This window comes from Paenilisteria riparia FSL S10-1204 (assembly GCF_000525995.1).
Lineage (GTDB): Bacteria > Bacillota > Bacilli > Lactobacillales > Listeriaceae > Listeria_A > Listeria_A riparia.
In genome coordinates this window covers 26494-41129 of sequence record NZ_AODL01000006.1, presented here as the reverse complement: position 1 = coordinate 41129, position 14636 = coordinate 26494, and the positions used below count along the sequence as shown (strand labels likewise).

The following is a 14636-nucleotide window of genomic DNA, read 5'->3' as shown; positions in this document are numbered from 1 at the left end:
GCCTAGGGAGCTTTTTAGGAGGTAAAATCTTTTGAAGAAAAATACACTAATCGCTGCGTCAATGGCAGCTGTAATCAGTTTATCACCAGTTTTTACAACAAACGCATTTGCAGATGTTAACACGGACATCCAACAGAAAGATGCTAAGTTGAACGATCTTAAATCTAAGAAAGCTGATTTACAAGCAGACCTTTCATCTTTAGTGAGCAAATTAGAATCTGCTCAAGCGAAATCAAAAGAACTACAAGCTAGCTTCAATGATTCTGCTGAGCAATTAAAGAAATTGAACGCTGATATTGCGTCAATTAACCAACGTATTAAAGAACGTGAAGTTGTATTGAAAGAGCGCGCTCGTTCGATGCAAGTGAACTCTAATTCAAATGTCTATGTGGATGTTGTTTTAGGTGCGAATAACTTCAGCGATTTAGTTGATCGTGTATCTGCAGTTAACACAATCGTTGACTCTGATAAAGCAATTCTTGACGAACAACAAAAAGACGAAGACGCTCTAAAAGAAAAATCGACAGCAGTGAAGAAAGAGCAAGAGAAGCAACAAAAAGCAATCGCAAGCTATGAGCAACAACAAAATCAAATCGAAGCTCAAAAAGCTGAGAAAGAAGCTGTAGTGGCACAATTAGCAGCACAACAAGCAACTACTGAGAAAGAAAAATCTTCTTTAGTTGCACAACGTGACAGAGAAGCAGCAGCAGCAGCGGCTCGTGCAGCAGCAGCAAAAGAAGCAACTACTGTTCAACCAGTAGCAGCTACACAAACTGCTTCATCAACAGCATCTTCTGACAATAACACCACATCAAGCTCTAATGACTCAAGCCCAAATAACTCTGAATCGAGCTCGAATACTACAAGTTCAAATAGCTCTTCATCAACTTCATCTAAGAGTTCAACATCTTCGAATTCAAGTTCATCGAGCAGCAATGCGACAAGCAATAACTCGAATAGCAGTAGTAATATTCCAGCACCAACTGGTTCAGGATACGATGCAATGATTTCAACTGCATACGCACAATTAGGCAAGCCATATTCACTAGGGGCAACTGGACCAGGTTCATTTGACTGCTCTGGTTTCACTTCTTACGCTTTCCGTTCGGCAGGAATTTCATTGCCGAGAACATCAGGTGCACAATATGCTGCATCTACAAAAATCAGCTCTAGCCAAGCAAAACCAGGTGACTTAGTATTCTTTAGCTATGGTAGCGGAATCGCTCACGTTGGTATCTACATCGGCGGCGGCAAAATGATTAACGCGCAAAACAATGGCGTTAGTATTGATAGTCTATCAAGTAGCTTCTGGGCGCAATCTCTAGTAGGTTTTGGCCGTGTAGCTAACTTCTAAATAAGATTTTTTGAAAAGAGAAAAGTACCTTTGAGCGAAATGTTGCCCGAGGTACTTTTTTTATAGCCACCAATCTGGTAAAATTAGTATTATTTAAGTGAATCAGGAGGAAACTGTGAATGACATATAAGAAATTAATCGGCACTAGCATCGTTGCAACTGTAGCAGTTGTACTCTTTAGTGGAGCGCCAGTCAATGTTTGGGCCGCCGATTTAAACGAGCTACAAAAACAACAGCAAGAGCTACAACAACAGAAAGCAAATATCGATGAAAGTATTCAAGAAAAAGAACATGAAGTATCTGTTTTGGAGAGCAGACAAGTGAGTGCTGCAGCAGAACTAGAGGCTTTAGTAAAAAGTATTACTGAAACCAATGCCAAGTTACAAAAACAACAACAGGAAGTAGCTGTAACCAATGGCGAAGTAACGAAACTTAAAGGCGAAATTAAAGAATTACAGAATAATATTCAAGAACGTTTTGACTTATTGAAAGATCGAGCTCGTGCTATTCAAGTTAATGGCAACAGCCAAGCCTATGTCAACGTTATATTGGCGTCAGACAACTTCAGTGACTTCATTGACCGTGCCACGATGGTAACGACATTAGTAAGTGCTGATAAAGATATCATGGCAGAGCAAAAGAAAGACGAAAATAAACTGAGCTCCAAGCAAAAAGAAACGGAAACAAAACTAGCAAGCCTTAAACAACTCGCCACCGAAATCGCGCTTTCGAAAAATAATCTTGAAAGTCAAAAAAGCCAAAAAGACGAGCTAATTCTAGCAATTGCGGCTGAAAAAGACTTAACACAGCAACAGAAGAATGATTTGTTATCTAAACAAGGCGTATTATCAGCGAACGAGCAAAGAGTAGCAGGTAATATTCAAGCAGAAAAAGATCGCCAAGCGGCATTGGAGTTAGCGGCAGCTAGAAAAGCAAGTGCTGAACGCGCGGCAAAAGAAGAAGCAGCAAAGGCCGCTGCGGTAAAAGCGAGCTCGAAAACAATTACTAGAACGGAAACACCAGCAGAGCATCCAGCAGAAACAGTATCTATTCCCTCGGTTAGTAGCGGATCTTCCACAGGGATGTTCATCAAACCAGCAGCAGGCATTTTAACCTCAGGATTTAGCGATCGAATAAATCCAGTGACTGGCCAACATGAATCTCACAAAGGGCAAGATATAGCAGCAGGAGGAACCATTCCTGTCTATGCTGCAGCAGGAGGAACTGTCGTATTCTCAGGATTTGGAGCACCAGGAAGTGGCTACGGCGGTTACGGATATGTTGTAGAAATTGATCACGGAAATGGATACCAAACATTGTACGGGCACATGCGCGCAGGAAGCTTACAAGTTGTTGCAGGCCAAAGCGTTGCACAAGGCCAAGGAATCGGTATTATGGGTTCAACAGGCCAGTCCACAGGGCAACATTTACACTTTGAAATTCATAAAAATGGTGTACCAGTAAATCCAGCGCCGTATATTTAAAGCATAATTTACAGAAAGCCGAAAGATAGCTACCTACTATGATGAGTGGCTGCTTTCGGCTTTTCTTTGTGCCTTGACTCAATTTCTTGAATCGTTCTTGATAGCACACATATATGTATAAATATAAATATACGCCTATTTATGATATGATAAAATAGTAGCAATATATTTGGGAGGTTCATTATGGGGATTTGGGTAGTTTTGTTGATTGTATTGTTGCTTATCAACGTATTATTTGCTGCCGTAATGGTATTTTTGGAACGCCGCGATACTTCGGCAACATGGGCATGGCTTTTAGTTCTTACGTTTATACCAGTTATTGGATTTATTATATATTTAATTTTTGGACGCAAGTTATCGCACCGGAAAATTTTCGACTGGAAGGGACAGGAGAAAATCGGATTGCGCGAGTCGACTGATAACCAAATTAGTATGATTAGGCAGCAGGAATTTCCGTTTAGTGATCGAAATGTAGCGAAACATCGTGATTTGATTTATTTATTGCTAGTGAACGATGGCGCGATTTTGACACAAGATAACGAAGTGACGCTGTTTACGGATGGACATGAGAAATTTGATGCGCTGTTGCGAGATATTGAGATGGCGACGGATCATATTCATTTAATTTATTACATTATTCATTCAGATACACTAGGAAAACGTCTGAAAAAAGCTCTTAGTCGAAAGGCAGAAGAAGGGCTAGATGTGCGTGTTATCTACGATGCAATGGGATGCCGAACCACAAAAAAGTCTTTTTGGAACGATTTAAAAAGTCATGGCGTAAAAGTCTGGCCGTTCTTTCCTTCAAAGTTGCCGTTGATTAATTTTCGGTTAAACTATCGAAATCATCGTAAGTTGGCGATTATTGATGGTAAGATTGGTTATATTGGTGGCTTTAACGTAGGGGATGAGTATTTAGGCTTGGACAAAAGTTTCGGATATTGGCGTGATACGCATCTTCGAGTTCGCGGGAAAGCAGTATTTGCGATGCAAACGCGTTACATCATGGATTGGAATTCGGCATCATCTGCTAGTCAAAAACTAGATTATCAAACGCGTTACTTTCCGTCATTTCATGGAAAAGGGCAAACAAGTATGCAAATCGTCTCAAGTGGCCCTGATTCAGAATGGCAACAAATCAAGAATGGTTATATCAAAATGATAAATTCAGCGAAGAAATCGATTTATTTGCAGTCGCCGTACATTATTCCCGATGCTAGTTTGCTCGAGGCTTTAAAAATTGCTTCTTTATCTGGTGTTGATGTGCGCTTAATGATTCCGAATAAACCAGATCACGCGTTTGTGTATCGGGCGACAACGAGTTATTGCGGTGAATTGATTGAGAATGGTGCTAAAATTTATATTTATGACAATGGCTTTATCCATGCAAAAACATTGGTTGTCGATGGTGAAATAGCTTCAGTTGGAACGGCGAACATGGATTTCCGTAGTTTTCGTTTGAATTTTGAAGTGAATGCATTTTTATATGAGAAAAAAATCGCGCAGAAATTAGAAGACATTTTCTTGCAAGATATTTTAAAGTCGTATCAGCTAACTGCGGAATTATATGCGGAGCGATCGATTTGGATGAAGGTGAAGGAAGGAGTATCGCGCCTACTTTCTCCTATACTATAAAAGAGGTGAGTGATATTGGACATACTGGGCGAAATTGCAAAAGGAATTGGGAGTTTATTTATTCAACCAGCGCTATATGTGGCAATACTTCTCGTTATTGTCGCGGGATTTAGTCGAATCAAGTGGGAGCGAAAAGCATTTCATGTTAGTATTCATTCGCCTTGGCAGGAACTAAAGGGCTTCTTTGGTATTGGGCTGCTGTTTGGCTTGACGTTGTCGATTGTGACGTTTTTTATTGGGCTTACATTGACGATTACGTGGATTGCGATTTTTAATGTCGTGATGATTGTACTATTGCTTGTTGGGCTGTTTCGTATGGCTTCGGCGGCGTATACGATAGGGATTACAAGCTTGGCTTATTATGCTGTTTATTATTTTAATATGGACTTGTCGCCATTTGTAGATCAAATGTTACCATTGCGGGATTTGTATGTCGATAATTTCATGATTGTACTTGTATTATTGTTGGCATTATTGCTAGCTGTAGAGGCATTTTTGATTCAGTTTTCGGGAGCCAATCATGCGTCTCCAATGCTTCGGAAAAGTGGGCGCGGAAAATTAGTTGGTGCGTTTCAGTTGAGACAGCTTTGGTTTGTGCCGCTTGTTTGTTTTATTCCAGGACATGGATTTGCGATGTTATTTGATTGGTGGCCAGTTTTTCAAATTGGAAATCAGTCGTTCGCGCTCATGGTGTTGCCTCTTGTAATTGGTTTTCAACAGCAGGTGCAGTCACAGTTGCCAGCGCAAGCCGCTCGTAAATTAGCGGTTCGGATAACGAGCCTTGCTATTCTCGTGGCACTCATTGGTGTGATAGGCATTGTGGTGCCCATTCTGACATTGTTAGGATTTGTTGTTGCAATTATTGGAAGGCTATGGGTTTCGTATCGACATCGTGCGGATGAGCGTAAATCTGCATTTAAGTTCACGCCCCAGCCAGATGGGATTATGATTTTGGGTGCTCGTGACAATACGCCGGCTAGCCGAATGTCGCTTTTGCCTGGCGAGAAAATTTTGGAAGTGAATGGGCGATTAGTTCGGAATCGTGAGGATTTGTATGAGGCATTAAATGAGAATCGTGCGTATTGTAAGCTGAAAGTTCAGGATAATAATGGCGAACCGCGCATTGTACAGACTGCTTTATATGAAGGAGACTCTTTTGAATTGGGACTCTTCATGGTAGAAGCGAGATAGATTTTTTAAGATTGTGTTAATCTGATGTATTTTCTACCCGATGATGGTAAATTCGTGCTATATTTTAGATGAAGAGTACATAACAAGTTGTGGCAAGTTTGTAAAAGCCGCGCGTTATGAACGGGGAGGAAAAGGCGTTGACAAAGATTTTAGTAGTGGATGATGAGTCTTCTATTGTAACTTTACTACAATTTAACATTGAAAAAGCGGGATTTGATGTGGTGACGGCGGAAGATGGTAGGACGGGATATGAACTTGCTCTAGCGGAAAAACCAGATTTAATTGTGCTTGATTTAATGTTGCCAGAAATGGACGGGATTGAGGTTTGCAAACAGTTACGTCAAGATAAGGTGGAGACGCCGATTTTGATGTTGACGGCTAAAGATGATGAACTGGATAAAATTATCGGTTTGGAGCTTGGCGCGGATGATTATTTGACGAAGCCGTTTAGCCCTCGTGAGGTTGTGGCTCGGATTAAGGCGATTTTGCGACGGAGTTCTGGGAAATCAGCGGATGTTGAGTCAGAAGTGGCGCCGAAAGAAAAAGCATTGCATGTTGGTGATTTGAAAATTTTGACGGAGAGCTATGAAGTGTATTTACAGGATGAGTTGCTTGATTTGACCCCGAAGGAATTCGAGTTATTGTTGTATTTGGCGAATCATCGCGGGAAAGTTTTTTCGCGAGACCAGTTGTTGGATGCGGTATGGAATTATGATTATATTGGTGAGACGCGGATTGTCGACGTGCATGTGAGCCATTTGCGTGACAAGATTGAAGCGGACACGAAGAAACCGCAGTATATTAAGACGATTCGTGGCTTTGGTTACAAGATGGAGAATGTGAAATCATGAAAAAACTGTGGCTAAGAATAGGACTGTCTTTTTTTTATCTTATTTTTTGTGGTCATGGTGGTTGTTGGATTCTTCTCAGGGGAATTGATGCGAGGCGTGTACTTGCACATGAAGGAGAGCCAATTGCAGGATGATGCGAAGATTTTACTGACGACGACAAAGCTTGAAGACATTGATTTGGACAAAAATGCTGATCAAATTCAAGCGGATTTAAAACCGTTAGAAGATAAAATCGGAGCGCGGATTACGGTCATTGATCAGAGTGGTCGCGTTGTGGCGGATACGAAAGAAGATCCACACAGCTTGCCGAATCATATGGATCGACCAGAAGTTCAAGAAGTGCTAAAAGATGGAAAAGATGTAGGCATCGCAACACGCAAAAGCTCGACGCTTGGCTATAGCATGCTTTACGTGGCCGTTCCAATCACGCATAACGGTGTAACGGACGGAGTTTTGCGGGTTTCAATTTCATTAGAATCAGTAGAAAACGCGGTACATCAATTATGGCTTAGCTTGGCATTGATTTTTGGCTTGGCGCTTGTGTTTATTGGTTTTATTAGCTTCTTTATTTCTCGTCGAATCACGCGGCCAGTCAATGAAATTATTGATGTGTCCATGGATTTGGCGAACAATCGCTACTATAGTAGAATTACAGGCAAAACAACCGGCGAATTGCATGATTTGTCGCTCAGTGTCAACCAGTTGGCGCAAAGTCTCGAAAAACAAATGCAAGAAATCGAGCTAAATCAGCAACGGCTAAGCGGCATTGTGCAGAATTTGGTGAGCGGCGTCATGCTTATCAACCAACGCAAGCAAATCGTGATGACTAACCCGATGATGGAACAAATTATTGGCGAGAAAGACATGACTGGAAAAGCCTATTACGAAGTTCTAAAAAGTTTCGCGTTGACCCAGCTTGTTGATCAATGTATGGGCCAAAAAACATTTCAGCAAGAAGAAATTACGATTTATTTTCCACGGGAACAAATTTTGGACGCTAATGTGTCGCCAATTTTATCGCGGACGGGCAGTATTACTGGTGTGATTGTGTTGCTTCATGATATTACGGAAATTCGCCGTTTAGAAAATGTGCGTTCTGAATTTGTAGCCAATGTATCGCATGAACTGAAAACACCTGTCACTGCATTGAAAGGCTTTGCAGAAACGTTACTCGATGGTGCAATGTATGACGAAGCATTACTTAAGAAATTTTTGACGATTATTAAAGAAGAGAGCGACCGATTACACCGCTTAATCATGGATATCCTAGAGTTATCGCGAATCGAGCAGAAACATGTGTCGATGAATCTCGAAGAAGTTGACGTAGAAGATGCGGTCATTGCGACGATGGACACTGTCCGTGCGCTAGCCGTAGAAAAAGGAATCCAACTAATTCCACCAAACTTAGCGTCGCCAATCATGATTCAAGCAGAGCGCGATCGTTTGCAGCAAATCTTAATCAATTTAATTTCCAATGCTATCGTGTATACGCCGCAAAATGGAGAAGTATCCGTGGGCGTGACGGAAAATATGTCTAATGGAACAGTAATATTCACTGTAACGGACAATGGTATTGGAATTCCGGCCAAAGACATCGATCGTATTTTTGAACGTTTTTATCGTGTAGATCGCGCGCGTAGCCGACATTCAGGTGGAACAGGTCTAGGGCTTTCCATCGTGAAGCATATCGTAGAAAGCTGCGGTGGTCAAATTCATGTCGAAAGCATAGAAGGAGAAGGCACGACTTTTACAGTTATACTTCCCCGATAAATAGAAAAGAGCGCAGGCCTTCAAAATGGTCTGCGTTTTTCTTTACATAAAACCAAACTGAAATCGCCCATTCTGCGGTCTTTTTGTCATTTTTCTTTTAAATAAATTTACAAAAAAAACCAATCTTAACATTCTCTTAACATTAGCTACATACGACCTTAACTGTGGAAAGGTATAGTAAGCATGTAAGTTAAATCGAAAAAAAGGTGGTTTACATTTCATGAAAAAGAGATTATTAGGACTAGTAGCTGTGTTAGCAGCATTCACACTTATCATTGCAGGATGTGGAAATTCAAGTTCATCATCAGATAAAGCAAACGGGAATAGCACAAAAGATATGGCAACAACCGAAGGCTCGATTACAGCAGTTGGTTCAACAGCATTGCAACCACTTGTCGAGGCAGCTTCGAAACAATATACAGCTGAAAATCCAAAAGCACAAATCAACGTACAAGGTGGCGGATCAGGCACTGGTTTGACACAAGTACAACAAGGTGCAGTGGATATCGGGAACTCTGACGTTTTCGCTGAAGAAAAAGAAGGCGTTGATGCTTCTAAACTTGTCGATCATAAAGTAGCAGTAGTCGGCATGGCTCCAGTAGTAAACAAAGAAGTTGGCGTTAAAAACATTTCGAAACAACAATTAATCGATATCTTCACTGGTAAAGTGACAAACTGGAAAGAAGTTGGCGGTAAAGACGAAAAAATCACAGTTATCAACCGTGCAGAAGGAAGCGGAACACGCGCTACTTTTGAAAAATGGGGCTTAGATGGTGCGACGCCAATCAAAGCACAAGAACAAGATTCCTCAGGTACTGTTCGTAAAATCGTAAGTGAAACTCCAGGAGCAATCAGCTACCTAGCGTTCTCTTACATTGACGATTCAATCCAAGGACTTTCACTTGATAACGTAGAACCAAAAGAAGAAAACGTGGCAACAAACGATTGGAAAATCTGGGCTTACGAGCATATGTACACAAACGGTGAGCCAAAAGGATTAACTAAATCATTCTTGGAATATATCACTAGCGAAGACGTTCAAAACGACCTAGTACCACAATTAGGTTACCAATCGATTCACTCGATGAAAGTAGAACGTTCCGCTGATGGTAAAGTAACAGACGTTAAATAAAAGTAAATATGGGGAAGCGTCTACTTCAAAAACGAGGTAGGCGTATACCCGTGTGTTGGGGATAAAAACCAACGCTCGGAAAGGAGTTAGGACTGTGGAGGCAAGAGAAAAAGCATTAACACAAACTTCCAAAAAAGCCCGTCTTGAAAAAAGGGGGAAAATCATCACATTTATCTGCATCAGCATAATGGTGATTGCAGCAGCATCCATACTTTTCTTTGTTATTTCGAAAGGTTTGGCTACGTTTTTTGTAAATCATGTTTCCTTTGTTGATTTTATAACAGGAACAGACTGGACCCCTTCGAAAACAGATGCGGCCGGAAATCCACTTGTTGGTGCCTTGCCGATGATTATAGGTTCTTTCGGTGTTACTTTACTCGCAGCATGTATTGCAGCACCACTTGCGATTGGGGCAGCTATTTTTATGGTAGAAATCTCGCCTAAATTTGGGAAGAAAATATTGCAGCCTGTTATGGAATTGCTTGTTGGGATTCCGTCGGTCGTTTATGGCTTTATTGGTCTTAGTGTTATCGTTCCGTTTATTCGCGAACATATTTCCGGAAGTGGTTTCGGGATTGCAGCAGCAACGGCAGTACTTACCGTGATGATTTTGCCGACTGTAACAAGTTTGACAGTGGATGCGATTCATTCGGTACCACGTCATTATCGTGAGGCTTCGCTTGCCCTAGGTGCAACACGCTGGCAGACGATTTGGAAAGTGATTTTGCGTAGTGCGCGTCCTGGTATTTTAACAGCTGTCGTTTTTGGGATGGCTCGGGCGTTTGGTGAAGCACTAGCAGTACAAATGGTTATCGGAAACTCCGTGGTTATTCCGACTTCGTTATTCGAACCGGCTTCCACGTTAACTAGTATTTTAACAATGGGAATGGGAAATACCGTCATGGGAACGCTAGAAAACAACGTATTATGGTCACTAGCAATGGTACTACTTGCCATGTCCCTATTCTTTATCATAATGATCCGCTTTATCGGTCGTAGGAGGAAGGTCAAATGAACGTAAAAACAAAAGATAAAATTGCCACCACGGTTTTCTATCTCATCGCTGTACTCATTGTCGTGATTTTGGCTGGATTACTCGGCTACATTTTGGTTCGTGGCGTTCCGCATCTAAGCTGGCACTTCCTAACTTCACCACCCGAATCGTTTAAAGCAGGCGGCGGGATTGGCCCCGAAATTTGGAATTCGTTCTACATGTTGTTCATTACGATGCTCATTTCGATTCCAATCGCACTTGGAGCAGGCATCTACATGGCCGAATACGCCCGCAAAAATTGGTTGACCGACTTTATTCGCACAACTATCGAAGTTCTTTCTTCCTTACCATCTATCGTTGTCGGTTTGTTTGGCTTCCTAGTTTTCGTATTACAAATGGGTTGGAGTTTCTCCGTTATTTCAGGGGCTCTAACGCTAACCATCTTTAATCTACCGCTACTTATTCGTGTTATCGAAGAGGCTTTAAACGCCATTCCGAGCACGCAACGAGAAGCAGGACTAGCACTTGGTTTATCACGTTGGGAAACGATTACTCGCGTTTTAATTCCAGCAGCACTTCCAGCTATCGTAACAGGCGTTATATTAGCAGCAGGCCGTGTATTCGGTGAAGCCGCGGCATTAATCTACACGGCAGGACAAAGCACGCCGACACTTAACTTTGGCGATTGGAACCCGATGAATCCGACATCACCGCTTAACTTATTCCGTCCAGCAGAAACATTAGCAGTTCACATTTGGAAAATTAATGGCGAAGGAATCATGCCTGATGCAGTAGCCGTGTCCGCGGGAGCATCTGCCGTACTCATTCTTTCCGTCTTACTTTTCAATATTTTAGCCCGCATTCTAGGAAAATTCGTATTCAAAAAAATGACGTCTTCCTAATTTGGCGGACAAAAAGGAGTTTTTGACAATGATGGCAACGACTAATATGTCATTCGCGATTAACGAACCGAAAGAAATCGTAATGACTGGCGCGCCCGCAATGGCAACAAACGATTTGCATGTATATTATGGAGACAATCACGCCATTCAAGGTGTGAACTTAGAATTCCACGAAAACCAAGTAACAGCCCTAATCGGCCCGTCTGGATGCGGTAAATCAACCTATCTTCGCGCATTGAACCGTATGAACGACGAAATTGATGGCTGCCGTATGGAAGGCGAAATCTTATATAACGGCATCAATATTAACCGCAAAGAAGTGGACTTGTATAACGTTCGCAAAGAAATCGGTATGGTGTTTCAAAAGCCAAACCCGTTCACGAAATCAATTTTTGAAAATATCGCTTTTAGCTTGAAACGTCATGGCATGAAAAATAAAGCCGAGCTAGCCGAACGCGTAGAACAAAGCTTACGCAGCGCAGCACTTTGGGATGAAGTAAAAGACGATTTAGGCAAAAGCGCGCTATCCTTATCTGGCGGTCAACAACAACGCCTCTGTATCGCCCGTGCCATTGCGATGCAACCTGAAGTATTACTCCTAGACGAACCAGCTTCGGCATTGGACCCGATTTCCACGAGTAAAATTGAAGATTTAATTCATGAACTCAAGAAGAAATATACAATCATCATCGTTACGCACAACATGCAACAAGCCGCTCGTGTCTCTGATTACACTGCATTTTTCTACCTTGGAAAAGTCGTGGAAGTTACAGATACATCGACATTGTTCACGAATCCATCCAATAAACAAACGCAAGATTATATTTCAGGTAATTTTGGTTAATTAAATTATCGAATGAAGGAGGCGCCCCAATGCCAGCAACCGCAACCGAATACGTCATCGAAACAAAAGATGTAGACCTATTTTACGGTCAAAAACAAGCATTAAATAAGATAACCCTCAACTTCAAAAAAAATCGTGTCACAGCGCTTATAGGCCCGTCTGGATGCGGTAAATCAACATTCCTTCGCACCTTGAACCGCATGAATGACCTGATTCCCAATGTGACAATTAAAGGTGAAATCAATGTTGCTGATGAAAACATCCAAAGCGCTAAAATCGACACAGTAAATCTACGCAAAAAAGTCGGCATGGTGTTTCAACAGCCAAATCCGTTCCCATTTTCGATTTATGATAATGTCGCGTACGGCCCAAGAACGCATGGTGTGAAAAGCAAGAAGCAATTAGATGAAATCGTTGAGCGCAGTTTACGTCAAGCAGCGCTTTGGGATGAAGTACATGATCGCTTGCATAAATCAGCGCTTGGAATGTCCGGAGGGCAACAACAGCGCCTTTGTATTGCTCGTGTTTTAGCAGTTCAACCAGAAGTCATTTTGATGGATGAACCGACGTCTGCTTTAGACCCGATTTCCACAGCAAAGATGGAAAATCTGATTTTGGAACTAAAAAAAGACTACACAATCGTTATTGTCACGCATAACATGCAACAAGCGTCACGTATTTCCGATGAAACAGCCTTTTTCTTAAACGGTGAAATCATTGAGTTTGCCGATACAACAACCATTTTTACAAATCCAGGGCAACAAAAAACGCAAGATTATATTTCAGGACGATTTGGATAAGGAGCGAAGCATATGCCAGTTAGAAAAATTTTTACAGAACAATTAGATGAGTTACATCAACACTTATTGGAAATGGGAATGTTGGTCAATGAGGCGATTTACAAAGCAGTGAAATCGCTTGTAAACCGTGATCAAGAGCTAGCGGAGAACGTTATTGCTGGTGACCGTGCCATTAATAATATGGAATTAGCCTTAGAACAGCGCTCATTCGAACTCATTGCCTTGCAACAACCAGTGGGTATTGATCTTCGCAAAATTGTGACTGTTCTTAAAGCAAGCTCTGACTTGGAGCGAATCGGTGACCACGCGGTGAGTATCGCTAAAACAACGATTTTAGTAGGCCGTAGCAAAGTCGTAAAACCAATCCCTGAAATTCAAGAAATGGGAGACATCGTTAAAATTATGGTCCATGATGTTTTGAAGGCCTATTTGGCAGAAGATGAGGAAGCTGCGCGTGAAATCGCTTCTCGTGATACGCAAGTCGACAAACTACAACGCGTTATTTACACAAAATGTATTCACTTCATGCAAGAAGATCCAGACCATTTAGAAGAAATTTCATATTTATTGCTAGTTGCGCAATACTTAGAACGAATTGGCGACTATGTAACAAATGTTTGTGAATGGATTGTTTACTTGAAGAGTGGTGAGATTGAAGAGTTGAATAATTAAATAGAGTAAGGCGCTACACCAGTTGAAAATATTGATGTAGCGCCTTATTTTAATTGTTCATTTTTTTCGCTTGTTTCAATGTGAATTCTAGTGAGTCAATAATGTACTCGGTCGTTTCTTCTTGTAAATACTCACCACTTAAATGTTGATGTTCCTCGTAGCGTAGGTCTTCTACTACTTTCTCCAATCGTTTTGCAATATCGTTCTTTTCTTTGGCTGTAACTGGTTTATAAGAGGGTTCGCTATTCTGACCAATTAAATAGTCTACAGATACATCAAACAATGTCGCAATATGGCGAACGGTATCCAAATCAGGCTCCCGGATACCATACTCCCAGTTGCCGTATGTAGAAGGTGCTTTTAGTCCAAGCCGCCTTGCTGTCTCAGCTTTTGACCAACCTTGCTTTTCCCTTAAAATAGTCAAACGTTTGCTTAAATCTGGCATGTTATCACTCCTTTGTGTAAATTATATCATGATTTTGTTCAAAGGGCTCATTTTTTACATAAATACAGTAATTTTGTATATAATGGGAATTAGACTGGATAGGACTTGCAAATTGGACAATAATATATTAATATGTGTATATATAAGCATATATTCGATAATGAATGTCAAATACTTGTTTTGTTCCTATTTTTAATTCTATTATATGTGTATATGAACATATATAAGAATTGGAGTTGTTGAAGATGGAACAGAGTAAACAAGTGCTAGGTGAAGAAACGTTATTTGGTGTCACGCAAATTTTTAAAGCATTGGCAGATCCGACACGAGTTCAGATTTTGAACTTAGTGCAAGACCGAGAATACTCCGTGAACGAGATTGCACGAACACTTGGCTTTAACCAAACGACGGTTTCCCATCAATTACGCTTTTTAAAAAATTTACGGTTGGTGAAATCACGCCGCGAAGGGACAACGATTTACTACACGCAAGACGATAATCACGTGTTAGAGTTGTTGTCACAAGCGATTAGGCACGTGGAACACCAATAATGCGGAAAGGA

13 protein-coding genes and 1 pseudogene are annotated in these 14636 nt (G+C 41.3%); 13 read left to right on the top strand and 1 reads right to left on the bottom strand.

Annotated features, from left to right (window positions below):
* Positions 1 to 31: 31 nt before the first annotated feature.
* From PRIP_RS03940 to phoU, 12 genes and pseudogenes are all read left to right on the top strand, one after another.
* Entirely contained in the window at positions 32 to 1354 is a 1323-nt protein-coding gene (locus PRIP_RS03940) for a C40 family peptidase (RefSeq protein ID WP_036099642.1), read from the top strand.
* Between the two features lie 119 nt (positions 1355 to 1473).
* On the top strand, positions 1474 to 2838 hold the full coding sequence (locus PRIP_RS03935; RefSeq protein WP_036099640.1) for a murein hydrolase activator EnvC family protein: 1365 nt from the start codon (positions 1474 to 1476) through the stop codon (positions 2836 to 2838).
* Between the two features lie 183 nt (positions 2839 to 3021).
* The gene (gene cls / locus PRIP_RS03930) at positions 3022 to 4473 is read left to right on the top strand and encodes a cardiolipin synthase (RefSeq protein ID WP_036099638.1); all 1452 of its coding nucleotides are present in this window, start codon (positions 3022 to 3024) and stop codon (positions 4471 to 4473) included.
* 15 nt (positions 4474 to 4488) lie between these two features.
* Positions 4489 to 5664 (top strand): PDZ domain-containing protein, encoded by a 1176-nt coding sequence (locus PRIP_RS03925; RefSeq protein ID WP_036099637.1) that lies wholly within the window; start codon positions 4489 to 4491, stop codon positions 5662 to 5664.
* Positions 5665 to 5801: 137 nt separating this feature from the next.
* Complete coding sequence (locus PRIP_RS03920) at positions 5802 to 6515, top strand: response regulator transcription factor (RefSeq protein ID WP_149023750.1); 714 nt, start codon at positions 5802 to 5804, stop codon at positions 6513 to 6515.
* Positions 6512 to 8285, top strand: a pseudogene (gene pnpS, locus PRIP_RS03915) (two-component system histidine kinase PnpS). The gene PRIP_RS03920 and the pseudogene pnpS overlap by 4 nt, the downstream one beginning before the upstream one ends.
* Positions 8286 to 8505: 220 nt before the next feature.
* Positions 8506 to 9417, top strand: a complete 912-nt coding sequence (locus tag PRIP_RS03910; protein ID WP_036099633.1) for a phosphate ABC transporter substrate-binding protein — start codon at positions 8506 to 8508, stop codon at positions 9415 to 9417.
* 94 nt (positions 9418 to 9511) lie between these two features.
* Positions 9512 to 10432, top strand: a complete 921-nt coding sequence (gene pstC / locus PRIP_RS03905; protein WP_036099632.1) for a phosphate ABC transporter permease subunit PstC — start codon at positions 9512 to 9514, stop codon at positions 10430 to 10432.
* Complete coding sequence (gene pstA, locus PRIP_RS03900; protein ID WP_036099631.1) at positions 10429 to 11313, top strand: phosphate ABC transporter permease PstA; 885 nt, start codon at positions 10429 to 10431, stop codon at positions 11311 to 11313. Before pstC ends, pstA begins: the two co-directional genes overlap by 4 nt.
* A gap of 46 nt (positions 11314 to 11359) precedes the next feature.
* On the top strand, positions 11360 to 12157 hold the full coding sequence (gene pstB / locus PRIP_RS03895) for a phosphate ABC transporter ATP-binding protein PstB (RefSeq protein ID WP_036087566.1): 798 nt from the start codon (positions 11360 to 11362) through the stop codon (positions 12155 to 12157).
* Positions 12158 to 12186: 29 nt separating this feature from the next.
* Positions 12187 to 12957 (top strand): phosphate ABC transporter ATP-binding protein PstB, encoded by a 771-nt coding sequence (gene pstB, locus PRIP_RS03890; RefSeq protein ID WP_036099629.1) that lies wholly within the window; start codon positions 12187 to 12189, stop codon positions 12955 to 12957.
* 12 nt (positions 12958 to 12969) lie between these two features.
* Entirely contained in the window at positions 12970 to 13629 is a 660-nt protein-coding gene (phoU, locus tag PRIP_RS03885; RefSeq protein WP_036099628.1) for a phosphate signaling complex protein PhoU, read from the top strand.
* Between the two features lie 49 nt (positions 13630 to 13678).
* Here the strand turns inward: phoU and PRIP_RS03880 are convergent, their stop codons facing one another.
* Positions 13679 to 14074 (bottom strand): helix-turn-helix domain-containing protein, encoded by a 396-nt coding sequence (locus PRIP_RS03880; RefSeq protein WP_036099626.1) that lies wholly within the window; start codon positions 14072 to 14074, stop codon positions 13679 to 13681.
* A 245-nt stretch (positions 14075 to 14319) separates the two neighbouring features.
* Here PRIP_RS03880 and PRIP_RS03875 point away from each other — a divergent pair, with 245 nt between their 5' ends.
* On the top strand, positions 14320 to 14625 hold the full coding sequence (locus tag PRIP_RS03875) for an ArsR/SmtB family transcription factor (RefSeq protein WP_036099625.1): 306 nt from the start codon (positions 14320 to 14322) through the stop codon (positions 14623 to 14625).
* The last annotated feature ends 11 nt before the right edge of the window (positions 14626 to 14636 follow it).